This window comes from Nostoc sp. 'Peltigera membranacea cyanobiont' 210A (assembly GCF_002246015.1).
Classification (GTDB): domain Bacteria; phylum Cyanobacteriota; class Cyanobacteriia; order Cyanobacteriales; family Nostocaceae; genus Nostoc.
This window is the reverse complement of the sequence record NZ_NOLJ01000014.1, coordinates 101,565-125,796: the sequence shown is the minus strand read 5'-3', so window position 1 is coordinate 125,796 and position 24,232 is coordinate 101,565. Positions and strand designations below refer to the sequence as shown.

Sequence of the window (24,232 nt, the reverse complement as noted above, 5' to 3'; positions counted from 1 at the left end):
TTATGGTTGCGAGTCCAGATGGAAATTATATGACTCCCCAGGAATACCTGGAATGGGAAGAACACCAAGATATTAAATACGAATATATCAGTGGTGAAGTCTTTGCTATGACTGGGGGTACAATTCCTCATACTAGTATTGCCTTAAACTTAGCTTCGGCATTAAAAAGTCACCTCCGGGGAAGTTCTTGTCGGGCTTTTATGGCAGATGCAAAAGTAGGAGTGACTGAGAACGGCCCGTTTCACTACCCGGATGTTGTGGTTAGTTGTGATGAAAGAGATAGACAAGCTATTAAATTTATTCAGTATCCTTGTCTAATTGTCGAAGTTCTCTCCCCTAGTACAGAAGCTTACGACAGAGGCAAAAAATTTATGCAGTATCGACGTATTCAGACTTTACAAGAATATGTCCTAATTGATGCTGAAAAAATCAGTTTAGATTGCTTTCGTATAAATGATAAAGGGATTTGGGAGTTACATCCTTATGAAGAGGGGGATGAAGTTCATTTAACTAGCGTTAATTTTCACTTTCCTATTTCTTTGGTTTATGAGGATGTTCAATTTTCAATATAAGTTTTGGAGAAACGAACCGCAGAGGCGCAAAGGAAGTAGAGGGAAGAGAAGATGTAAAATTGAGATTATACCTAACTAGTTATAAAATGTTTTATGAGTATTAAAACTGAAGCAACTATTGAAGATTTGTACCACTTACCTGACAATTGTAAAGCAGAGATTGTCAATGAAAAATTGGTGCTGATGTCTCCAACAGGATTTTTACCAGGACGTGCAGGGGGTGAAATTTATGCAAGTCTACGGGATTATGAACGTCTGACAAAAAGTGGTTACACTTTGCCTGATAATGTCGGTTTTATTGTCAATCTCCCTAATCGTCGTTCTTTAAGTCCTGATGCTGCGTTTTATACTGGCAAACCTACAGGTGGGAAGTTTCTTAATGGTGCGCCTGTGTTTGCTGTTGAGGTGCGAAGTGAAAATGATTACGGTGATAAGGCTGAGAAAGATATGGCTAGTAAACGCCGTGATTATTTTGCGGCTGGTACGTTGGTAGTTTGGGATGTAGATGTACTCAAAGAGGAAGTTATTAGAGTATATCGTGCTAGTAATCCTGAAGAACCGCAAGTGTATCGACGTGGTGAGGTGGCTGAGGCTGAACCCGCAGTGCCAGGGTGGACTATGTTAGTGGATAATTTGTTTGTTTAGCGATCGCCCGCATACTAGTATAAAATAATGCGCTAATAATTACTATCACTTCCAACTTTCGGTTAAAATAGCAACAATGTAGATATTAAAACAATGGCTGCAAATAGAATCAGGGTTGCTAAAGATAAGGCTGAGTTAGTGAAATCTCTAGTCGCATCAAAAGACACAACTGGGCCTTTTCAAACTTATGTAGAAGTTATGGTGTTTGCAGCAGCATTGGGCGTTAAATATAAAAAGCGTGTTCCTTTGGGGGAAACTACAAAAAGAGAACCATCTCCAATTCCACAAGAAAATTTTGCTTCATTGGGTTATGACCTAATCATTAAATTATTAGGAATCACTGAAACTAAAGATATCAACATACTCTCATCTAGAGAAGAACAAGATGAAGATAAACGTACTCAAATATTTGAAGAATATGCTAATGCAGGACTAGAAATTTTACAAAACGAGTTGCGGGGTTCTGTTGACTACTCAGAGCGACTTCTATTAGTTCTGATTTCTGAAAGAGGAACAAAAGAACATCTAGAAGAAGAATTTGATCTCAGTAAATTCTTAACTTGATTTTTTCACTCGCTTAATTAAGTTATTAAATATGAAAAATATAGCATATTATTGTAAACGCTTTGCTGAATTAAATGTAAGTAGTAGCCGGAAGCGTGGTAATGCTCAATATAAACCAATATTACTTTTATCTGTAATTGATTTAATTGCACGAGGTGTCATTACTACTAATGGCATTCTGGTTTCAGACGAATTAGTTCAAACATTTGAGAGGTATTGGAATGTAATTGGTTCTCCGTCTTACAAAGGTGGTTTACACTATCCTTTCTTCCATTTGCAAAATGAGGGTTTTTGGTACTTAAAATTTAAGCCTGAATTTAATGGGTTACAGCCGAAAACAATTAACAAGCTAAAGGAGGCTGTTGAATACGCATATCTAGACAGTGAATTATTTAACTTTTTGCAAGATGAGTTTTGCAGAAAAGAACTAATTGATGCACTTGTGGCAGCTTTCTTTTCTGATAATAATGAAAATGATTTAGAAGCTATTTTACAAATAAATCAAACTTTTCAAGATGACGGTGTAGATATAGAAAAATTAATTAAAACAGGAAATGTAGAGACTAATCCAAGGTGGGGCTTGAAACGAGCAGTTATTAGAAATGCTTTCTTTAGGACAGCAATTATATATATTTATAATTACAGATGTGCCTTTTGTGGACTGAAAGTAACTAAAAAAGTAAATCAAAATATTGTGGATGGCGCACACATCAAGCCATTTTCACAGTTTTATGATAGTAGGATTCATAATGGAATAGCACTTTGCAAAAACCATCATTGGGCATTTGATAAGGGTTGGTTTGCTGTAGATGAGCAATACAAAATTATAGTTAGCAATAATTTGGAAGAAGTATCTCCTCATGCTAAACCTATGAAAGATTTTGATGGTGAAACAATACTTCTACCAAATATAGAGCAACACTTTCCAGAAGTGGAAGCACTGCAATGGCATCGCCAAAATATATTTCAAGCATAATTACAGGATAGGTGGAAGTCCTACCGCTTTCCGTTCAACAAACTTACCATCAAAACCTATAGTTTTATCTTCCACAGTTCTAGCATCCGCCAAAGCCTTACGAAGTTCAGCACGTTCCATCTGTTCCTGAATTCCACCCAGGATGTAAATTAATAACTTCGCCGCCAAATCTCGTCCAGCAACCTGCACTCGCTTTTTATTTGGGTCATACAAAACCCCATACCAGAGAGATTGGGGATATTCCATACCACTAAAACCACCTTGCTGGTCAAACTTCCGCAGTTTCTTAAAAATATCTGCCAGGGAAAAACCTTTTTTAAAAACCAAAATTCCCAAAGCTTGCGCTAATGCAACTTGAGCAACTGGACGGAAAAGCATATTTCCTTCGCCTCCATCTTTCTCAAAGCTGAAGCGCCGTAAAGCTGGTGTATCCTCGTGTTCTAAAATCTTATAACTAGAAAGACTAGCCAAAGAATCAAATAGCTTTTTAAATTCCTCAATTCCCTGCTCAAGTTCTTCATCCTCTGGACGCATGGGAATTAGACCTTTTTCCAAGGGTTTCCAGTGAGGGAACTTTTGAGCCAAATACCGCTCAGACATATCTTGCAGAGCTTGCAAAGTTGTCAAAACTGTAGAATTGGAGGCTACTGTTGCACTATTCCAATTAACACGGGGATTGCGCTCTTGTCGTTGTTCTAATAATGGATGTGTAACTGCAATTTTTCTAGCAACGATCGCAAAACCATCATCTTCATTCAACTGTGTTAGTTGCCCTTTAGTCAAGGGTGCAGCCATCAGGTTGACATGAACAAAAATCGATCTCACCCTCCGCCTCGCCTGGGTACGAGTTTCCCCAGCCGCTACCGCACAGATGAACTCAATACCAATTTTCTCCTTGGGTAAATTTTGCAAGTAAGCAAGGTCTACTTGGTATTTTTCTATCAAATCATTGACTGTAATAAAACTGTCATCAGCACCTTTATCTTTTTTATAGCGCTGGAGTTTGCGAGTTTTAATTAACTCCATCAACCCCTGTACACCCATTAATCGGTGTTGACCATCTAGTGCATAAATAGTCACATCATCCTCAGAAATATTTAGCAGACCTACTTTAGCGTCTTTATCTAAGGGTATAAAATCAGTAGTAGACTTGGTGGCGCGTCCTTCGCTATCCCACTCAGCAGCTTTGGGATTATCCACCCACGGTTGATTAATTACTACTAGCACTGGCGGAAACTTGTGATTTTGTCGAGCCGCCAAATACTGCACTAGCGGCGCTTGACGTGACCAATCAAGGGGACGCTGCTGAATTTCATCAATGCTATCCGCGTCAATCTCGACATTATCAGTTTCAGGATTATACTTTTTTTGAAACAGAGGTAAGCCAGAGGCGAAGTGAACCCGACCTGCAAACCATTCCAACGTAACAGAACTAACATAAGCCTCAGTACCACCCATCTCAGTTTTTTGAACGAGAATCTGATCTTTTCTCCCTAAAAACTTCTCTAGGAGTAAAGCTAGTACCTGTTTTTCCTTGTTTTCCCGTTCCAAATATTCTCTAGCAATGTCAGCAGTGGGGTCAGATGCACTATCTTTCATGTTAAATTTTAAAAACAGAATAGGATTATGTCGTTTAATTATCCAAAAATTTGGATATTAGTAGTAAAGTTTTTAAAAACTTTTCTTCAACCCACGGAGGTGGGTTTTGTCTGTATAGCCGCGAATTCTATTCGCCGGGATATTACGCCAGCGTTTCCAGAGAGAAGGAGAAATGACTACAGCACAACAAGCAGAAAATAAAAACCAGCAAACACGTACTGTAGCAGAGTTAGTGGACTATATCCAAGCTCTCACCACCGAAATTCAAGAATTGTATTGTTTAGATGAGATACCTTGGGTGGTGGGCTATTCGGGCGGCAAAGATAGTACTGCTACCTTACAGCTTATCTGGAATGCGATCGCAGCACTACCAGTTGAAAAGCGAAAAAAGACTATTCATGTTATTACAACTGACACACTAGTAGAAAACCCTGTAGTCTCTGTTTGGGTACGCAAATCCTTAGAAAGGATGAAGGTTGCTGCTCAAGAACAGAAAATGCCCATTGAGCCACATTTATTACACCCAGAAATCAAAGAGACATTCTGGGTAAGCTTGATTGGTAAAGGTTATCCAACGCCACGAGGAAAATTTCGCTGGTGTACAGACCGTCTGAAAATTCATCCTTCTAACCACTTTATCCGTGATGTAGTTAGAGTAAATGGGGAAGTTATTCTTATTTTAGGTACTCGCAAAGCTGAAAGTATTAAACGTGCTATCTCAATGGAAAAACATCAGGCAGGTAGCCTAAAAGATCGTCTTATTTCTGATTCAAGCTCACCGACATCTCTGCTTTACCATAGTGCAAGCTTGCCTAATTCTTTAATTTATAGCCCCATCGAAGATTGGCGTACTGATGAAGTTTGGATTTACTTAAATCAGTGGCAAAACCCTTGGGGATATAGCAACAAAGACTTATTCACCATGTATCGAGGTGCAACAGCAGATAATGAATGTCCTCTAGTTGTTGATACTTCTACTGCTAGCTGTGGTGATTCTCGATTTGGGTGCTGGGTTTGCACAATTGTTAGTAAAGATAAATCAATGGAGGCAATGATTCAAAATGATGAAGAAAAAGAATGGATGCAGCCTCTATTAGATATTCGTAATGAATTAGATAATAGAGATGACCGCAATAAAAGAGACTTCCGTCGTATCTGGGGAGAAGTCCAACTTTTTGAGCGTCATATCGATGGTGAAACCTCTATTGAACCAATTCACGGCCCCTATACCAAATATTGGCGAGAACATTGGCTCAGACGATTATTAGAAGCACAAATAAAAACCCGTCGTACAGCGCCAGAAAATATGCGCGATATCACCCTCATTACTCTCGAAGAAATGAGCGAAATTCGCCGCATTTGGCTAGAAGACAAACACGAATTTGATGATAGCTTACCCCGGATTTATCAAGAAGTGACTGGCGAAGAATTTCAAGATCCCCGTCCTGGTGCAGACTATAGCCTACTAGGTCGTGATGAATGGATAGTATTAGAAGAAATTTGTGAAGGTGACGCGATGCACTTGGAACTCATGGCGAAATTGTTAGATACAGAACGCCAGTATCGCAAAAAGACTCGTCGTGTGGGGATATACGAAACCCTAGAAAAATGTTTTAATACGAGTTCCCGTTCTCCAGAAGATGCGATTAAAAATGCTCGTTTGAAACGCGAATTAAGCGAAGCAGTTAGTCAAGGTGATGTTGCAAAAGTCAAGCAGATGACTTTGGGCGATGTTGCAGCAGTTAATGAGGTAGATGAAGGTGAAAGTGATGAAGAGGTAACTTGGGCAAGTATGAAATTTAAAAAGGAAAACTCAGAATAATAGAAGACGGGAGTCAACCAAACTACTTAAAGAACGCTTGACAAAGTTGGGTTATCTTAAAAAAGCGAGGTTCTATGATTCAAGCCATACACAAATTAGTAACTTTTGAAGATTTTGCAGCTTGGCGGCCTGAGGGTGGGAGATACGAATTATATGATGGCGTGATTGTTGAAATGGCACAACCAGTGGGAGATCATGAGGATGTTGTTGGTTTTTTTGCGCTAAATATATCTATCGAAATTGGGCGACAAAAACTTCCTTACTTCATTCCAAAAACTGTATTAGTCAAGCCATTTGAAAGTGAATCAGCTTATTCACCAGACATCTTAATAATCAATCGACCAAATTTAGTGAATGAGCCTTTATGGAAAAAAGAATCAACTGTATCTCAAGCTACATCTATTCCCTTAGCTATTGAAGTTGTTAGTACTAATTGGCGAGATGATTACTACAAAAAATTAGCTGATTATGAAGCTATAGGTATTCCCGAATATTGGATTATAGATTATGCGGCTATAGGTGCTAGGAAGTTTATTGGCAATCCTAAGCTGCCTACTATATCCATTTATCAATTAATTGATGGTGAATACCAAGTTACTCAATTTAAAGGCGATACCCATATTGTCTCGCCTACTTTCCCAGAATTGAATTTAACCGCCGAACAGATTTTTCAAGCTGGAGGTGTGCAAATCTAGCCACGCTTACCAACACCGAGACAGATACAATCGCATTTCTTAACAGTTAGTGATGGTATTATCTATATTTCATAGACAATATTTTTTCTCAATGCGTCAGACAAAATCATCTAATTAATTTTATCTGATTCTTTTCATCACAAACTTTCTGCTTCTGCGATCGCTGTCGAACTCATGTTAATCTTAAAAATCAATGATATTTCTTGAACTCGTTCTACAAAACTTTGGCCCCTACAGTGGTAAACAGGTAATCAATCTTAACCCAAAAACTGATGATGAAAACTCACGTCCAATTATCCTTTTAGGTGGTATGAATGGCGGCGGAAAAACTACGCTTATGGATGCCATTCGTCTTGCTCTTTATGGCACTCGTGCCCAATGTTCTACCCGTGGTAATTTAAGTTATAGCGATTTTCTCAACCAATGTGTTAACAACAAAATAGATCCAGTTGCAGATACCCGTATTGAATTACTTTTTGAACATATTGAAAACGATAAACCAATAAAATACCGTGTTGTCCGTAGTTGGACAAAAAATCCTAAAGACGGTAAGGATACATTAGGTATTCTAGGCGACAGTGATACATGGCCTGATGCTTTAGTTAATATCTGGGATGAGTATATTGAAAATCTCCTGCCATTAGGTATTTCTAACTTATTTCTCTTTGATGGTGAACAGGTTAAAGAACTCGCTGAACAGGAAACACCACCACCAGTTGTAGTAGATGCGATTCGCGGACTTTTAGGGCTAGAGTTAGCAGATCGTTTAGCAGTTGATTTAGATATTTTAGTTAACCGTAAGCTGAAAGAAGTTGGTAATAGTAAGGATTTAGCAAATCTAGAGGAAATTGAAACTAGATTAACCCAACAGCAAGAAGATTATCAAACAACAGAAGAGAAATTAGAAACTCTTAAAAATCAGGTAGAAGAATTAGAACAAAAGCAGCAAGAAGCCTTTGATAAATTTATTTCTGAAGGTGGAAAGATTGCAGCCGAACGCAATCAATTAGAACTACAACAGAATACAAAAACTGCGGAAATCGAACAAGTACGTCAGTCGATGTGTGAATTGGCGGCTGATGTTTTACCTCTAGCATTAATTCCCAATTTGCTTACTCAGGCGCAAGCAGAGGGAGAAAAGGAATTTCGCCATCAACAGGTACAAATTTCTAAAGATTTGTTAATTGAGAGAGATCAGCGTTTACTCGCTTGGCTAAATCAAGTAGAAATTTCTCCGATACAAGTTGAAAAAATCCAATCATTTTTAATCCAAGATGTAGATAATTTATATGTAAAGACTATCCAGACAGAAGCACCTTGGCTATTAGCTGATGATGAAACTTTAAGTCAGCTTGATAATCTTATATATCACTTACAAAATTCTAAACTTTCTGCAAAAGAGAAATTAGCTATTCTCAAAAATAAAGAAGAAGAAATTCACACTCTGGAAAGACAAGTGCAAACAGCAGCAGCACCAGAAGATTATACAAAGCTGCGTCAAGCACTAGAATCGGCACAAAATCAAGTTGTTGAAGCTAAAACAAATTACGAAACAATCCGCCGCCGTTTAGCTGAATTAGAAACTATTATTGCCAAATCAAAGAGAGAATTAAGTGATTATACTGTAGAAAATATTAAACATAAAAATAGCGAACATATTATTACGTCAGCAGCGAAAGTTCAAAATACACTCAAGATTTTTCGTGAAAAATTAACTCTGCGAAAACTCAATAAATTAGAGGAAGAAGTTAAAAATTGCTTCCTTTATCTGCTCCACAAATCAGACTTAGTGCATCGCATCACTATTGATACTAAGACTTTCAGCCTTTTGCTTTATGATTTAAATGGTAAACCTGTTCCTAAACATCGTTTATCAGCAGGTGAAAAACAACTACTAGCGATCGCATTCCTCTGGGGTTTAGCCAAAGTCTCTGGACACCGCCTACCTGTAGCAATCGATACGCCACTAGGTAGACTAGACTCCTCTCACCGCAGTAACTTAGTTGAACGTTACTTTCCATCCGCCAGCCATCAAGTAATTTTGTTATCTACGGATACTGAGATTGGTAAAAAAGAAGTAGAAACACTGCGAGAAAACGAAGCGATCGCACGCGAATATCTCCTTAAATACGACTCCTCCACCCGCCAAACAACAGTGGTAGAAAATCAATATTTTTGGTAGTAAATATCGTCTAAAAAAGATATTTACAATATATATCACGAGCTTTGGAAAGTAGATAAGCAATTATGAACTCGCCCCACGTATTAAAAATAGAGAATGACCTACGTGTTCTGTCATTAGAAGAATTAGAATGGTTATTAGAACGGATCGCAAAACAAGTGCAAGAAAGAAAGCAAATAGTAAATAAATTCACTGATGTTAAATATATGAATGAACAACTAGTTGCAATGGCTAGTGATTTAGATATACAAACAGAAATTACCACTATTAATAATGAATTTAGTATTACAGAAATGGATGGTTTAGAAAAGCTGTGAGCATTGAGAGAGGACAAATTTATTTTGTCAATCTTAATCCAGTGGTGGGTCGAGAACAGGCAGGAACAAGACCAATTTTAGTTTTATCTATAGACGCTATCAATCAATTACCTTTGGTTGTGACTGTAATTGTAGGTACGAAAGGAACAAATATTAAGCGTGATTATCCAACTAATATCCGAGTCTCGCCAGGCGACAGTGGATTGCTTATAGAAACAGTGTTCTTATGTTTTCAAATTCGTTCTTTAGATCCAAATTGCTTTCCTGCTGATCCATCTGGCAAGATTTCTGACTCCAAAATGCTTGAAGTTGAAACTGCGGTTCGCTACTGTTTGGGTTTATGAACGAAAATTACCTCAATTTTTAGGAAGATAATGGAATCACCTATTGAAAGAATAAAACTATCCCAAACAGCCAAAGACCAACTTACCAAACTTAAGCGCAGCACAAAAATCGACCAATGGAATATCCTATGCCGTTGGGCATTTTGTCGTTCCCTCGCAGAATCAACCACACCCTCCCCCGTTCCAATCCCCCAAGATAGCAACGTCGAAATGAGTTGGCGCGTCTTTGGCGGCGAAATGTCTGATATTCTCCTCCTCGCCCTGAAGCAACGCTGTCATAATGATGGTTATCCCACCGACAAAGAAACCCTTGCTATCCAATTCCGGTTACATTTGCATCGCGGTATTGGTTACTTAGCAGGCGATCCAAATATCAAGAAAATTGAAGATTTAATTGAACTGGCGGTTAAAAATTGAAAGGATATTAGTTAACTGACAACTAATATTATGCCTGAAGCGCTAGAAATCGAGCGTCATAGAGCTGCGATCGCTCGCATTGATATATCTCGCCCTGTACGATTGGCTATAGAAGGCTCAATCCTCAATCAACACACCACTTTTTTTGACTATGGTTGCGGCTACGGTGGTGATGTCCAACGAGTAAAAAACTTAGGCTACACCAGTGCAGGTTGGGACCCTTACTACTATCCTGATGTACCACGCACCCCCGCCGATGTGGTCAACTTGGGTTATGTCCTCAACGTCATTGAAGACTCAGAGGAACGCCGTCAAAGCCTAATCCAAGCTTGGGAACTCACCGGGAAAGTTTTAATTGTCGCGGCTCAAATCCTGATTAACGCTCCTAGTAAAACCCAACTTGCTTACAATGATGGAATTGTGACGCGCCGCAATACTTTTCAGAAATATTACGAACAACAAGAACTCAAAACTTATATTGATGAAGTCCTAAATGTCGATGCAGTACCGATCGCACTAGGTGTATACTTTGTTTTTCGAGATGAAGCCCAAAAAGAAAGCTACAAAGCTATCCGCTTCTTTTCTGCGACTTCTACACCGCGAGTCCGTATACCCATCAAGCGGTTTGAAGACTATCAAGAACAGCTGCAACCACTCATGGCTTTCTTTACCAAGCGCGGTAGATTACCTGTGAAAGGCGAATTGGAAAATGAACAGGAATTACTCAGCGAATTTGGTAACTTCCGCCGTGCTTTCGGTGTAGTTTTACAAGCTACCGATGAGGCTGAATGGGATGCGATCGCCTATCGTCGTTCTCTAGATATCCAAGTTTATCTCGCCCTCACCCACTTTGATAAACGCCCTGCATGGCAAAAGTTAGCACCAGAAATGCGTCACGATATCAAAGCCTTTTTTAGTAGCTATGAGGAAGCTTGTCAAGTAGCCGATCAAAAGCTTTTCAGCTTAGGTAAACCTGGGGTGATTCAAACTGCTTGCGAAAAAAGCAAAATTGGTAAACATACGCGCGGTGCGCTTTACGTCCATGTTTCCGCATTAGCAGCACTTGACCCCGTACTACGAATTTGTGAAGGTTGCGCTAGCCGTACTATTGGGCGTATCAATGAAGCGACATTAATCAAATATCACACTGATAAGCCGCAAATATCCTATCTGTCTTACCCTGAATTCGATACCGATCCCCATCCGCCGTTAAAAGCCAGCATCGGTATTGATTTAAAAACCCTCTTCGTCACTCACCGAGACTACGAAACTAGGGCAAATCCGCCGATTTTGCACCGTAAGGAAACATTTGTTACCAGCAACTACCCAGGCTACGAAGAATTTGCTAAACTCACCCAACAAGAACAGCAATTAGGATTGCTCAATAGCAAAAGCGACATCGGTACTCGTGAAGGTTGGGAAAAATGCCTTGCTGCACACAGAGTAGAAATCAGGGGGCATCAGGTTTACCCAATTGAAGAAAGTTAAGAAAACGCTGACGCTATAAGGTTATCCTGAATTTGTATTTAACCCAAGTAAATCTTGGTAGTTTGTCATGTTTGCGAGAAATCACACAGCAGCTTTGGCAAGTTTCAATCCCCGATCGGGATTATATAAGGAACTCCTGCTGCTCCAATAATTCAAACCTTTATAGGTACTAGTTACATGATATACTTTTGCATTTCCTCGTTGTATTTTATTGATATTTCCTCAAAAGAGGCAAAAAGTTGAAACAATGAGGAAAATTAAATCACTACTGGGAGTTTTCGGTAGTCGCAAGATGGCGGCTTTATTATTTTTAGGTTTTTCATCGGGTTTACCGTTACTGTTAATTGGTAATACATTAAAGGCTTGGATGACCGTAGAGAAGGTAGATTTAGCCGCTATTGGTTGGTTTAGCCTTGCGAGTTTGCCTTATTCCTTAAAATTTTTGTGGTCGCCGTTGGTAGACAGGTTCACCTTACCAATTTTGGGACGACGACGGGGTTGGTTAATTTTGACGCAGATTGCTTTGATTGTAGCGATCGCATTCATGGCTTTCCAACAACCCAAACAAGCATTACAACTACTAGCAATCAACGCTATAGTCATCGCTTTTATCAGTGCAACTCAAGATATTGCCGTTGATGCCTACCGTACCGACGTTTTAGAAAAACTAGAAATGGGGGCTGGTGCAGCAGTTTTTATCTTAGGCTATCGAATTGCCCTATTAGTCGCAGGTGCTTTAGCTTTGATACTTGCTGACAAACTGCCTTGGTCATCGGTTTACTTGTTTATGGCAGGGACAATGGTAATTGGTATTCTTGCCACCTTGTTCGCACCAGAACCCAAGGAAATTAGCCCTCCAGGTTCTCTGGCTGATGCTGTAATATTGCCCTTTCGAGAATTTTTTCAGCGTCAAGGGATTATTAAAGCTATTCTAATGCTGGCATTCATTACCCTATACAAGCTAGGTGATGCTTTGTTGAGCAATATGACCACGCCTTTTTTACTGCAAACTGGTTTTACCAAAACCGACATTGGGGCAATTCAAGTGGGGATGGGATTAATTGCGACGATTGTTGGTGCTTTAGCAGGTGGTTCAATTTTGAGTGCTATTGGCATCAATAGATCGCTTTGGGTTTTTGGTATTCTACAAGCAGTAAGTAATTTAGCTTACTTTTTTCTAGCATACATCGGTAAAAACTACCAAGCTATGGTACTTGCCATCAACGTAGAACAATTTTGTGGTGGATTGGGGACAGCAGCCTTTGTTGCCTTTTTGATGAGTCTTTGTAACCAGCGGTTTTCCGCAACCCAATATGCTTTATTATCCAGCTTAATGGCTGTTAGCCGCGATATTCTGGCGGCCCCTGGAGGCGCGATCGCTCAAAGCACGGGTTGGCCTGTATTTTTCTTAATTACCATCGCCGCCGCCGTACCAGGACTACTCCTATTACCAGTATTTGCCCCCTGGAACCCTCAGCCAGTGGCAGTATCCAGACCAGGACTTGAGGACGAAGAAGAGGATATATGGGGAATCAAGTAGTTATTGCTGTCGGCACATTCATCCTCTTACTTACTGGTTTATTACTGGGGTATGTTCTCTCGCAGTTAGTTTTGGGATTTCTAGCATTTAACCTCCTAACTTTTTTCGGAACACTCAGCCTAATTTTAATTTTTGGTACACTTTATTACGTTTTATTTTGGCAATTGCGGAGAGAGCAATCCCGACCATCAACTCCATCAACCATCAATCAAGGGATACCAACCCAGGTAGAGGAGGGTTCATCTGATAGCTATCTCAAAAACAGGCTAATTGCTAAATTATCTGGTGACACTGCCGCAGCCGAACGGTTAATTGAACAGGCAAAGGAAACTTATCCTGGGATGCCGGAGAATTGGTATTGCGAAAGAGTACTCGATGACTTGGAGAGCGATCGCCAGAGGGAGTAGGGGAGTGGGGGAGGCGATGGTAATTAAGAAAAATACAGGCCCACCCGTGCTTTGAGCGATCGCGCCTCCANTTCCTAATAAGAGGATATATGGGGAATCAAGTAGTTATTGCTGTCGGCACATTCATCCTCTTACTTACTGGTTTATTACTGGGGTAACTCTTCTCTCCCCCCGCTCTCTTCTTCGATCCACCACAAGGGTGTATCGCTAGAAAAGTATTGCTTAACTGTTTGCTCTAAATGAGAAAAATCCTCATTGGGAAAGATATCCTGGTAAGTTCGCTGCATGAATTTAAGCAACAGCGATCGCTCCAAAAGTGAGCCACGGCGAATAATATATCCAGGTAATAATTGCTCAGACACTTAAATACGTTTATTGATTTAGCTAGCTCGCGTTATGTGCTGCTGGTGGTAAATCACTTGGAGTAGATTGAGAACTTACCCCCACCTCTTCAATGGGTGCGGGTGCTGCCATATCGGAGGGTAAAAAGATGCGGGCGCTGACTGCCACTAGGGCAAAGAAAAATACTAATACTGCAAGCAGTGGGGCGATGTATTGACGAAAAATAGCCATATTTTAATTGCAAGAAGCTAGGAACTTTTATGAGAACCTCGCTGAAGATTTGTGAAGTATTCTTGATTTATTTTAGCAATTTTCTGTGCATGGGAATTGGGAATTGGGAATGGGGAATGGGGCATTGGGCAATACTTCTCTCCCCCTGCCTCCCCTGCTTCCCCTGCCCCAGTAGCCTGCCTCTGGGTGGGCAACGCCATAGATCAAGTACATGGGAACCGTCATGCTCACATCTTTATCCTCTACGTTGTACCAGAACATCGGCGACGGGGTATTGGTACAGCCTTGATGCGATATGTGGAAAATTGGGCTATTCAAAGAGGCGATCGCCAAATTGGCCTGCAAGTTTTTCAATCAAACAAACCGGCATTGAATCTTTATAATCAGTTAGGTTATCAAACCCAATCCCTATGGATGGTAAAATTCCTGAGTGCAGAAAAATAAACTCAAGAATAGCGATAACATACTGTTGCGTCTGAGTTATGGAGGTTCTCGTTTGGATAAAACTCAACGAGGAAGAAAGGAAAATGTATAAGAACCCAACTAATATATATAAAGCTTTAACTTATTGGCGCGGGGGATTATGTGTTAATCCCTTTTCGGGATTGAAATCAAATTATGTATGACGAAGACGATCTAAGCCTACTCGATATTGAGGAGGAGCTAGAAAGCCCCTTAGATAAAATAGAGCCGCTAACTGCCGAATCAGTTGTGGCAAAGCCCGATCCAGAAGTGATGCTAGCCTTGCTGGAAAATCCCCAGCCCCAGGAAAGAATGTTAGCAGCGCGTGCTTTTTGTGATATAGAAGATGCCCGTGCTACCCCCCATCTGATTCGCCTGTTAACTGATACCTGTCCCTTAGTGCGGGTAAGTGCAGCTTATGGCATCGGACGCAATCCCAGTTTAGAAGCAGTGAGTCCGTTAATTGCTCAACTAAACAGTGATTGGAATGGCTATGTGCGTAAAGGTGTAGTTTGGGCTTTAGGAAACTGTCGCGATCGCCGTTCTTTAGCACCCCTAGCAAACGCCCTCAGAACCGACATTTCCGCAGTGCGTTTGTGGGCTGCTAGTGCCTTAGCACAGATGGCAGAAGTAGGTTATGAAGCAGTTATCGGGGCAACACCACCTTTAATTGAAGCCTTAGTCCAAGATCCCGTAGCAGCAGTGCGAAGTAACAGTGCTTGGGCAATTGGTCAACTGTGCCGCGAACTACCTTCTAATGTAGTTTATGCCACAGCGATCGATGCCCTAATTCAAGCCTTTGCCGAAGATCAAGATTTGGGAGTCCGCGAAGACGCCAAAGCCTCACTATTAGGAGTGGGCGATCCCCGTGGCTTACAGCTGATTGAAACCCTAGAACAAGAAGGGTGGTTTTGATTGGGCATTGGCAAAGAGGAGGCAGGAGGCAGGAGTTGTTTAATTTTGAATTTTGAATTGATTTCTCCCTCATACCCCACAAACCTTACTGTCCTTCAGCTACAGGTTTGACCAAGTTTAAGTCATAAGGGCGCTCAGTATCATCCTCACCCAAATATTCACCATTTTGAATTTCCAGAATAACTAGCGGAATATGCCCAGGATTATCTACCTTATGTAGTGTTGCAGCCGGGACATAAGTTGATTCGTTTCGATTCAGTAATATTTCTGCATCGCCACAAGTCACCTTTGCCACACCGGAAACTACAACCCAATGTTCATTGCGGTGATAATGAATTTGTGGTTTAATTCCATGCCTGGGCTTGATTTCAACACGACTAATTCTATAGGTTTCTCCCTCCTCGATTACCTCTACCTCACCCCAATATCGTGTACCTGAATGTGGAGACAATTCGTTGATATTTAACTGAGTATTATTTTCATTGGCAGTCATAATTTATTTCTCAACCAGATAAGTATTAGTATTTATCAGTAATTTACCGTAAACGAGATAAACCTGGGTAGGGAGATGCAGTCACAACGTCTCTATTGATGACAACTGCTCTAACTTTACTTTAGGCAACAGATCCTATCCGTAAATTTCTAAATGTTTGAAGGCGTGAATTGTTCACTCCCCCGTATACTGAATCCGATAAATCCGATTATTGGCTTCTTCTGTTAGTAGTAGACTACCATCTGGCAACACGAGTAAACCTACAGGCCGTCCCCACGTGCTGGGTACAGAAGGATTTAGTAAAAATCCTGTGAGAAAGTCTTCGTAGTAGCCAAGCGATCGCCCTTTAGCATCGAAGGGAACAAATACAATTTTATAACCAGTGCCGCGATCGCGATTCCAAGAACCACGAAAAGCCGCAAAAGCACCGTTCCGGTATTTTTTGGGAAAAGTTTTACCATCATAAAACTGCAAACCTAATGCTGCGGAGTGCGCCTGGAACAGCACATCTGGCGTTTGAGTACGGGCTGCTAAATCAGGACGTTTACTTTTGTCATCAGTCTTTTGCCGCGGATCGAGGTTATTTGGTGTTAGATAAGCATAGGGCCAGCCGTAAAATGCCCCCTGTTTAACGCGTGTCAAATAGTCTGGAACCAAGTCATCACCAATTCCATCCCGTTCGTTAACAGTGGCATAAAGTTCCTTAGTTACAGGATGAAAGTCTAAACCAACAGGGTTACGCAAGCCGGAAGCGAAAGTTTGCTGCTGGGAACCATCTAAATTCATCACCTGTATCGAAGCCCGTGGTAAGGGTTCCTCATCTACATTGGTTCCTGATCCAACTGAAATATATAATTTATTGCGATCGGGTGAGACAACGACATTGCGCGTCCAATGATTGTTATAACCTTGAGCGGGCAAATCGGCAATTTTTTCTCCTTTACCTGTAATCTGGTTTTGACCTTGAGTATAGGGAAAACGCACCACAGCATCTGTGTTTCCCAGAAAAAAAGAATTACCTGCAAAAGCCATTCCAAAGGGTCTATTGAGTCCGTTGTCACTACTAGCAAATGTTTCTCGAACGTCGGCTATACCATCGCCATTGCTGTCACGCAACAAACGAATCCGATTTTGCCCGGTTTCAGTCACTAAGACATCACCACTGGGGGTTAAAGCTAGCCAGCGTGGGGCATCTAAACCTTCGGCAAAGACGTTTACTGTAAAGCCTTGTGGTACGCGCAGCACCGGATTTTGCGGAATAGGCACAACCTCAGGCCGCTTCGAGGCGCTTTCTGTTGCGAAGGGTGCTGGTAAATTCTTCAGATTGATGCGGATGGGTGTAGGTGAAAGTGCTTCAGTACGGACAATATTTTTTGGCTGTGTAGGATTCGGTGTCAGTTGGGCAGAAGGTACAGATTTTTGAGGTGTAGGATTATCTGAGTTAGCGCGAGTCTGGTTACAGGCTGCTGCCAAAATCATTAAAAAAACTGGCAGCAAAAAACGCGCAGGAACTTTCATGGTGGTAGACACTATACACAATGTTCCTACTCTAGACTTTAGGCTTAATAATTGTCGCCAGTCAAAAGTTTGATTTTCTTAGTTAGTCAACTTATTTACACATACAAACATTTGTTAGTGAACAAAAAATTTTCAAATTCTGCTGCTGGTAAGGGAGGACTAAATAGAAAACCTTGCATAGAGTTACATTTGTGTTGGCGTAAAAAACCTAGTTCTGCTTCCGTCTCTACACCTTCAGCTATTACATCTAGATTGAGATTATGAGCCATTTGAATTAATGCCTTAGCGATGGCTGACTTTTGCGAATCGTTAGCAACATTATGGATAAAATAACGGTCTATTTTTAATGTATTGATTGGTAAGTTTTTCAGATAAATCAAAGAAGAGTAACCCGTACCAAAATCATCGATCGCAATTTTTACACCTAAAGATTGCAATTTGCTCATAGTAGCGATCGCACTATTTACATCTTGCATAATCATACTTTCAGTGAGTTCTATTTCTAGGTCATGTGGCTCTAGATTATTCACAGATATAAAATTGACTACATTATGAATTAAATCTGGCTGATTAAACTCAATTACTGACAGATTTACAGCAACAATCAATGAATGAATTCCAGCATCACGCCAGCTTTTAATTTGTTGACATACCCTTTTTAATACCCATTTTCCAATCGGAACAATTAAACCTGTAGACTCTGCTAACGGAATAAATTCTGTTGGGTAAATCATTCCCAAGTCTGGACTTTGCCAGCGCAATAAACTTTCAGCACCTAGTATTTTTCCAGATGCGATATCGACTATTGGTTGATAATAAATTTCAAATTCTTGAAAATTATGTTGTTTTATAGCTCGGTGTAAGCTAATTTCTAACAACTGCATTTTTGGAGACAAGTTGTTAGTTAGAGTTTGAGGAGATAAATACCTTTTTAAAGTAGCGTATTTTTCCAGCCTGTTCATGATGGCACTTAATAACTCAGCCCGAGTAAATGGCTTAGTTATATAGTCATCTGCGCCCATATCCATACCTTGACGGAAGTCAGATTTGGAAGATTTTGCAGTGAGAAAGATGAAGGGAATTGTTGCAGTTGATGGCTCTTGATGTAATGCTGCTAGCACACCGTAACCGTCAATTTCTGGCATCATCATATCACAAAGAATTAAATCAGGAGCTTCGGAGATAGCCAAATGTACCCCGATTCTGCCATTAGCCGCAGCAATAGTTTCAAATCCCTCAGCTTCTAGCAAATCTAAAATGTTTTCACGTACTGCTTCTTCATCTTCTATTATTAAGATTTTGGGCATAAATTACCTCATATTTATATTTTGTTATTTAATCGCAGCATACAGAAATATTTATTACAAATGTCATTATATTTATAATAAATATAATGACATTTTTAGATATCTACACACTTTTTTAAAAATGGTATTTTTAATACACTAACTAGTATATTAACACCATTTACAGTATGATAAAATGATTCAAGAAGATACACTATACATCCTTGGAAAATCCCAATCTGCAAATCTTTAACTTCAAATGCAGTTTGTCTATCTTGAATAAGATTAAACTTGAAAATGCCATCAGAGGATAAATATTTAATCGCATTTGAAAACAAGTTAGTCAAAATGTGTGCCAACAGTTTTTCATTGATGCAGCAGGTGACAAATTTATATTGACTGGTGAAAAAAATCAAGCGCCGATAGCCCAGATTCATCTGTATTTGTTCTGGCGATTGTTGGCTATGTTCAACTAAATTGAAGGATGTTGGTCTACACTCTAATTTTCCTACTTCTAACTGGCCGATAATCAACACATCATTCAACATTTCAGTCATGATTATGTGATATTTGGGCGTATTGGTCTGCATTATCCTATTAGACTTACGGTACAAGTCCAAATCTTCCTCATAAACTTCAATGAAGTGAGTGTATTTGCCTGTCGTAGCTTTACGTACTATAGCGCGTGCTAGTAACCATTGAGACTTGAGTAATTGTCTCTCAATGAAAATCTGATGTTCTACCTCAAAGGAACCAATACTAGTATTACCTCTAGTTTTTTCTGTTTTTTGTGCTATTGCTTGACAGATACAGATACTTTCAGGAGTAATATTGTCAGTAATATTACTTTGTTTACTTGCAAATAGAAGTAGTTTTAACTGCTGCTGGCACAACCGTGATAGCACTGAGATTATTTCCGAAAATTCTGACATATTCAATGTCATGACTAAGGTATGCATAACTTCAAAAGTATTGGCTGTTTTCAAGCTAGTTCCAGAAGCTACAAACAGTACCATATCATGCTTGGTGAAGTACCCTACTATCTGCGAAGATGAAAAAACAAGATACTTTTACCCCGTGCTACATCAGTGCGTAAGCGTAGCCCGTTGTAGAAATAGTATCTACTCTAATAGTGATGTTTTTAACACAACCATCAGGAGCAAACAGTCAATTCTTAACTCTAAGCTTTGTAGCCTGATGAGCTGAGGTAAAGCTTGCATAGATTTTCACGATAGCTATCATCAAATAATAGTTATCTAAAGCTGCTTATCTAAGTATTTTCCAATATTTTGATGCTATACAAGTAGTAATATTTGGGATAAAAACACTACAAAAAGTGTGTTAAGAAGTACAAACTAGCTTATATCCAGCTAGTTGGGTATTGAGTATTGGGCAAAACAGTTTTGAGTGCTGAGTTAGGAGTTTTCTTTTGTCCCCTTGTCTCCCCTGCCTGTTCACAAAGAACGCAACTGCACCCGCCGTTCGCCATAACGTAATAGCCTTTCTATAGTTACGAGTCGATTTTCCCAAACTTTGACTTGATAGGAATTCGACTTAATTTCTTGGCTCATCAATACCCGAAATTGAGACTGGAAACGACTTAGAGAGGCTCTCGCAACGACTAACTTACTAGCAGAAGGGGAAGCGGCAAGCTGATTTAAAGCACTGCGTAAAACTTCTGCCTGGTTGTTAAAATCTGAAAGTTTCTGAGATGACCTTTGTCGTTGGTCATTTTGGAAAACAAATTTCCATTCCCGTTGTAGCGCGGTGTAACGGATGGCGGCAGTTTGAAAAGGCTGGCGGTGAGGAATCGGTTCACTTGTTGTGGATTGAATCCTACCTTGGGTGCTACTAAAGATTTTTTGGAGATCGTTGCTAAAATTTTCTGCGGCAAATAGTGCATAACCACTAACTGGCAAGTCCCTTACCAACTGGAGTTGATCGAATGCTCCGATTGTTGGCAAAGAAAGCAAGCGAATTCCCGGCACCAACAAGGTAGCTCCCAATTGTTTAGAGGCAATCCAGGGTTGGGCCAGTCGTTGAAATCGAGAAGTATCCAGAGCATAAGTCATGGGAACGATTAAATCTACATCCCCCCGCCTTGCCCAAGTTTCCCAATTTTGTTGAATTTTCTGAATCCGTTCTAGTTCAGGCATTGGAAATACTGCAACCGACAAAATCAAATTCGGTTGCTTTTGTCGCAACTGCTGTGATACTTGGGCGACAAAGCTATCAACTTGCTCGGTGCGAAATTTTGTCCATTTTTGCCACAAGTCTGCTTGGCTAGGAGAAATATTCACTGGATCTACACCAGTAAGTTGCTGAAATTGCGCTCTTGCAGCTTTCCCATAGCCGTAAGTTCGACCTGCTGATGGGTCTTGGAAAGGGTAGCGAATGTAGTCTAGCTGTAGACCATCCACCTTATATTTAGTAACAATTTCCTCATACAGCTTGAGCAAGTATTGCCGCACTTCGGGGTTGGCTGGATCGAAGAATGGTTTGCTCTGACCAACGGGAATCATGTTGCCCAGGTTATCGTAGTTTGCCCAATCGGGATGAGCCGCCAGTACTGGCCCTGGATAATTAGGATTAAGGTTGAGAATTTCATTATGGCGTTGATTGCCAGCAGCAAAAGTCCAAACCCAAGCGTGTAATTCCATGTCTCGCTCATGGGCTAGTTTCACCGCTTCTTCCAGTGGGTTCCACCCACGAATTAATGGGTTTTGCTCTTTTGCGACTTGGCTGGGATAAATTGTATAGCCAGCGTTAACAGTTTCAAAAAAGACGGTATTAATCCCGGCTTGGGCGAGGCGATCAAAAATCTGTGCCAGTCCCGCCTTACTACCAGCACGAACAATCGTTCCCCGATCTAACCAAACTGCGCGAATTTCTGGTTGAGCTAGTTTCCGATCGACAGGAAACTGTTGCCACAAACTTGTTTTAGCGGCCAGCCATTGCTGACGAGCCAAAGCGTAGTTTTTTTGAGCAATTAATTGGGGTAAATTTTTGGCAATTAGCCTTGCTTGTGCTAATGCTTGGTCTTTACTTATGGCTAGCGCCCCCAGTTTGGTTGAGGCCAATTGTGTTGGCTGTTCTTTGACAGACTGGGGGGTATTCAAATCCCTAGAAAACTGCTTCTCCTCAGATATTGTTTCGCCAACATTAGCCGCATCAGCTAACACCGCTAAATTAGCGCTTTCCACCCGACCAATCAGATTTTCTAGCTCTTGTTGGAGAGCGATCGCTTGCCTGTTATCAATCGGCTCATTGGAGTTAGGTGCAACATCCAAACGCACCGCTTGTTCTAATTGGTCAATAGCCTCCTGAGAACTTGGGGGTTTGACTATAGGCAGGGGTCTAGTTATGGGAGCAACCGCAGTTTTAGCAGGAATGAATGAGGGAGACGAACTACCCCTCTGCTCCCCTGCCCCCTTGCCCTATGACTTCCGCAGAAAAAGATCCTAAATTTGAAAATCTACTGGTTTATCTCAGACAAAGCCGGGGATTTGATTTTACAGGCTATAAGCGCTTGACTTTGATACGTCGGGTACTCAAGCGGATGCAGTCATTAACCATAGAAAATTTTGAAGAATATCAAGACTATCTAGAAGTTTATCCAGAAGAATTCAATTATCTTTTCAACACTATTCTAATTAACGTCACTGCTTTTTTTCGAGATTCATCAGCTTGGGAATATATAGCAGAGCAAATATTGCCTAATCTGATTAAGAATAAAAGAACTTCCGATCCAATCCGCATCTGGAGCGCTGGCTGTGCTTCTGGGGAAGAAGCTTATACCTTGGCAATGTTGATGGCTCAAATATTGGAAGCAGAGGAATTTCGCGAACGAGTGAAAATCTACGCCACAGATGTAGATGAAGATGCTCTCAATCAGGCTAGGCAAGCTGTGTATTCAGCAAAAGATGTCCAAGCTGTGCCAGATGAACTACGGCAGAAATACTTTGAGATTATCGGAAACCGCTATGTCTTCCGTCAAGACTTGCGCCGTTCAGTGATTTTTGGTCGCCACGATTTGCTTCAGGATGCGCCCATTTCGCGCTTAGATTTATTAGTCAGCCGCAATACATTAATGTATTTCAATTCTGAAACTCAAGGGCGAATTCTGGCGCGGTTCCATTTTGCACTAAATGATCATGGCTATCTGTTTTTGGGAAAAGCAGAGATGCTATTGATGCATTCTAATTTGTTTACGCCACTGGACTTGAAAAACCGAATATTTACTAAAGTATCGATGGTGAATTTACGCGATCGCCTCTTAGTTATGGCAAATTCAGTAGATGACGAATCTAGCAGCCGTTTGTCTCGAAACCTCCGGCTGCGAGATATGGGTTTTGACACAGCCCCAATCGCCCAAATAATCATTGATATCAATGGCACTCTGGTAATGGTGAACGAGCAGGCGCGAACTTTGTTCGCCCTTTCCCCCAAAGATTTAGCTCGTCCCTTCCAGGATCTAGAACTTTCCTATCGGCCAGTTGAATTGCGATCGCTAATCGAACGGGCTTATACCGAACGCCGCCCTGTCAGCCTAACAAATGTAGAGCGCTATTTGTCTAACACAGAAACCCAATATCTAGATGTACAAATTACGCCTTTACAAGAAACAGACACCAATTTTTTAGGAGTCAGTATTTCCTTTCATGATGTCACCCGTTATATTCAACTCCAAGATGCCCTGCAACGTTCACAAGAAGAATTAGAAACTACCAACGAAGAACTCCAATCTACCAATGAAGAATTAGAAACTACTAACGAAGAACTCCAATCTACCAATGAAGAATTAGAAACTACTAACGAAGAACTCCAATCCACTAATGAAGAGTTGGAGACGATGAATGAAGAACTCCAATCTTCTAATGAAGAATTACAGACAATTAATTACGAACTGACCGATCGCACCACAGAACTGAATCGCACAAATATTTTCCTTGCCTCTGTTCTCAAAAGTTTCCAAACGGGAATAGTAGTAATTGACAATAGCTTTAATATCTCTATTTGGAATTATATGGTCGAAGATTTATGGGGCTTGCGAACTGATGAAGTTGTAGGAAAGTCTCTCTTCAGCCTAGATATTGGGCTACCCGTCGAGCAGTTGCGATCGCCTATTCGCGAATCCCTATCCGGTAAAAAGCAGTTTCAAGAAATGATCCTCGATGCTACCAATCGTCGGGGTAGGCAAATAAAATGTTACCTGGCAATTACTCCGTTGCTTGGCATTGAAATGCAAGGAGCAGTTTTGATGATGGTAGATGTAGAGAAAGTCAATAGTATGATTTCTACTCAAGAGATGGAAGAACGGCGGCAGCAGGAATAACAATTAAAAATTAAAAATTAAAAATTAAAAATTAAAGACAGGAATTTAAACTCTGACTGTAGCAAGATCCCCCAGGGTAACT

Annotated in this window: 22 protein-coding genes and 2 pseudogenes; 16 read left to right on the top strand and 8 right to left on the bottom strand. The window is 40.6% G+C overall.

Going from position 1 to position 24,232, the window contains the following annotated elements; translation table 11 throughout:
- The first annotated feature begins 2 nt into the window (after positions 1 to 2).
- The 4 genes from CDG76_RS32895 to CDG76_RS32880 all read left to right on the top strand — a co-directional run bounded on the left by CDG76_RS32895 (position 3) and on the right by CDG76_RS32880 (position 2,757).
- Positions 3 to 572 (top strand): Uma2 family endonuclease, encoded by a 570-nt coding sequence (locus tag CDG76_RS32895; RefSeq protein WP_094353039.1) that lies wholly within the window; start codon positions 3 to 5, stop codon positions 570 to 572.
- 93 nt (positions 573 to 665) lie between these two features.
- Positions 666 to 1,217, top strand: a complete 552-nt coding sequence (locus tag CDG76_RS32890) for a Uma2 family endonuclease (protein WP_094353038.1) — start codon at positions 666 to 668, stop codon at positions 1,215 to 1,217.
- 93 nt (positions 1,218 to 1,310) lie between these two features.
- Positions 1,311 to 1,781 carry a DNA phosphorothioation-associated protein 4 gene (locus CDG76_RS32885; protein WP_094353037.1) on the top strand — a complete coding sequence of 157 codons (471 nt, stop codon included), beginning with the start codon at positions 1,311 to 1,313 and terminating at the stop codon, positions 1,779 to 1,781.
- Between the two features lie 31 nt (positions 1,782 to 1,812).
- Positions 1,813 to 2,757: an HNH endonuclease gene (locus CDG76_RS32880; RefSeq protein ID WP_094353036.1), complete on the top strand. Its 945-nt coding sequence runs from the start codon at positions 1,813 to 1,815 to the stop codon at positions 2,755 to 2,757.
- On the opposite strand, the gene CDG76_RS32875 is transcribed toward CDG76_RS32880, so the two are convergent.
- Positions 2,758 to 4,356, bottom strand: a complete 1,599-nt coding sequence (locus CDG76_RS32875) for a DGQHR domain-containing protein (RefSeq protein ID WP_094353035.1) — start codon at positions 4,354 to 4,356, stop codon at positions 2,758 to 2,760.
- A gap of 172 nt (positions 4,357 to 4,528) precedes the next feature.
- Here CDG76_RS32875 and dndC point away from each other — a divergent pair, with 172 nt between their 5' ends.
- The 9 genes from dndC to CDG76_RS32830 all read left to right on the top strand — a co-directional run bounded on the left by dndC (position 4,529) and on the right by CDG76_RS32830 (position 13,568).
- The gene (gene dndC, locus CDG76_RS32870) at positions 4,529 to 6,178 is read left to right on the top strand and encodes a DNA phosphorothioation system sulfurtransferase DndC (RefSeq protein ID WP_094353034.1); all 1,650 of its coding nucleotides are present in this window, start codon (positions 4,529 to 4,531) and stop codon (positions 6,176 to 6,178) included.
- A gap of 74 nt (positions 6,179 to 6,252) precedes the next feature.
- Positions 6,253 to 6,873 carry a Uma2 family endonuclease gene (locus CDG76_RS32865; RefSeq protein WP_094353033.1) on the top strand — a complete coding sequence of 207 codons (621 nt, stop codon included), beginning with the start codon at positions 6,253 to 6,255 and terminating at the stop codon, positions 6,871 to 6,873.
- Between the two features lie 193 nt (positions 6,874 to 7,066).
- Positions 7,067 to 9,055: a DNA sulfur modification protein DndD gene (gene dndD, locus CDG76_RS32860; protein ID WP_094353032.1), complete on the top strand. Its 1,989-nt coding sequence runs from the start codon at positions 7,067 to 7,069 to the stop codon at positions 9,053 to 9,055.
- A gap of 65 nt (positions 9,056 to 9,120) precedes the next feature.
- Positions 9,121 to 9,372, top strand: coding sequence for a hypothetical protein (locus tag CDG76_RS32855; protein WP_094353031.1), 252 nt, complete (start codon positions 9,121 to 9,123; stop codon positions 9,370 to 9,372).
- Positions 9,369 to 9,716 (top strand): type II toxin-antitoxin system PemK/MazF family toxin, encoded by a 348-nt coding sequence (locus tag CDG76_RS32850; RefSeq protein WP_094353030.1) that lies wholly within the window; start codon positions 9,369 to 9,371, stop codon positions 9,714 to 9,716. The genes CDG76_RS32855 and CDG76_RS32850 overlap by 4 nt, the downstream gene beginning before the upstream one ends.
- A gap of 30 nt (positions 9,717 to 9,746) precedes the next feature.
- Complete coding sequence (gene dndE, locus CDG76_RS32845; RefSeq protein WP_094353029.1) at positions 9,747 to 10,133, top strand: DNA sulfur modification protein DndE; 387 nt, start codon at positions 9,747 to 9,749, stop codon at positions 10,131 to 10,133.
- A 30-nt stretch (positions 10,134 to 10,163) separates the two neighbouring features.
- On the top strand, positions 10,164 to 11,621 hold the full coding sequence (locus CDG76_RS32840) for a DNA phosphorothioation-associated putative methyltransferase (protein ID WP_094353028.1): 1,458 nt from the start codon (positions 10,164 to 10,166) through the stop codon (positions 11,619 to 11,621).
- Between the two features lie 247 nt (positions 11,622 to 11,868).
- Complete coding sequence (locus CDG76_RS32835) at positions 11,869 to 13,161, top strand: AmpG family muropeptide MFS transporter (RefSeq protein ID WP_190241055.1); 1,293 nt, start codon at positions 11,869 to 11,871, stop codon at positions 13,159 to 13,161.
- Entirely contained in the window at positions 13,146 to 13,568 is a 423-nt protein-coding gene (locus CDG76_RS32830; RefSeq protein WP_094353027.1) for an ABC transporter permease, read from the top strand. The genes CDG76_RS32835 and CDG76_RS32830 overlap by 16 nt, the downstream gene beginning before the upstream one ends.
- A gap of 176 nt (positions 13,569 to 13,744) precedes the next feature.
- Here CDG76_RS32830 and CDG76_RS32825 read toward each other — a convergent pair.
- Both CDG76_RS32825 and CDG76_RS32820 read right to left on the bottom strand, forming a co-directional pair.
- A pseudogene (locus tag CDG76_RS32825) lies at positions 13,745 to 13,930 on the bottom strand (GNAT family N-acetyltransferase); the annotation flags it as partial.
- A 22-nt stretch (positions 13,931 to 13,952) separates the two neighbouring features.
- The gene (locus CDG76_RS32820) at positions 13,953 to 14,141 is read right to left on the bottom strand and encodes a hypothetical protein (protein ID WP_094353026.1); all 189 of its coding nucleotides are present in this window, start codon (positions 14,139 to 14,141) and stop codon (positions 13,953 to 13,955) included.
- Positions 14,142 to 14,210: 69 nt separating this feature from the next.
- On the opposite strand from CDG76_RS32820, the gene CDG76_RS32815 reads away from it, so the two are divergent.
- Both CDG76_RS32815 and CDG76_RS32810 read left to right on the top strand, forming a co-directional pair.
- Positions 14,211 to 14,585: a GNAT family N-acetyltransferase gene (locus CDG76_RS32815; protein ID WP_442946404.1), complete on the top strand. Its 375-nt coding sequence runs from the start codon at positions 14,211 to 14,213 to the stop codon at positions 14,583 to 14,585.
- A 174-nt stretch (positions 14,586 to 14,759) separates the two neighbouring features.
- Positions 14,760 to 15,518 (top strand): HEAT repeat domain-containing protein, encoded by a 759-nt coding sequence (locus CDG76_RS32810; protein ID WP_094353025.1) that lies wholly within the window; start codon positions 14,760 to 14,762, stop codon positions 15,516 to 15,518.
- An 85-nt stretch (positions 15,519 to 15,603) separates the two neighbouring features.
- Here the strand turns inward: CDG76_RS32810 and CDG76_RS32805 are convergent, their stop codons facing one another.
- The 5 genes and pseudogenes from CDG76_RS32805 to CDG76_RS32785 form a co-directional block, all read right to left on the bottom strand.
- Positions 15,604 to 16,011, bottom strand: a complete 408-nt coding sequence (locus CDG76_RS32805; protein ID WP_094353024.1) for a phosphomannose isomerase type II C-terminal cupin domain — start codon at positions 16,009 to 16,011, stop codon at positions 15,604 to 15,606.
- 174 nt (positions 16,012 to 16,185) lie between these two features.
- Positions 16,186 to 17,529 (bottom strand): PQQ-dependent sugar dehydrogenase, encoded by a 1,344-nt coding sequence (locus CDG76_RS32800; RefSeq protein WP_094353023.1) that lies wholly within the window; start codon positions 17,527 to 17,529, stop codon positions 16,186 to 16,188.
- 95 nt (positions 17,530 to 17,624) lie between these two features.
- Positions 17,625 to 18,836, bottom strand: coding sequence for an EAL domain-containing response regulator (locus CDG76_RS32795; protein WP_094353022.1), 1,212 nt, complete (start codon positions 18,834 to 18,836; stop codon positions 17,625 to 17,627).
- 95 nt (positions 18,837 to 18,931) lie between these two features.
- Positions 18,932 to 19,831 carry a HAMP domain-containing histidine kinase gene (locus CDG76_RS32790; RefSeq protein ID WP_094353021.1) on the bottom strand — a complete coding sequence of 300 codons (900 nt, stop codon included), beginning with the start codon at positions 19,829 to 19,831 and terminating at the stop codon, positions 18,932 to 18,934.
- Between the two features lie 438 nt (positions 19,832 to 20,269).
- A pseudogene (locus tag CDG76_RS32785) lies at positions 20,270 to 22,204 on the bottom strand (glycoside hydrolase family 10 protein); the annotation flags it as partial.
- Positions 22,205 to 22,254: 50 nt separating this feature from the next.
- On the opposite strand from CDG76_RS32785, the gene CDG76_RS32780 reads away from it, so the two are divergent.
- Complete coding sequence (locus tag CDG76_RS32780; protein ID WP_094353020.1) at positions 22,255 to 24,150, top strand: CheR family methyltransferase; 1,896 nt, start codon at positions 22,255 to 22,257, stop codon at positions 24,148 to 24,150.
- Positions 24,151 to 24,232: the final 82 nt, after the last annotated feature.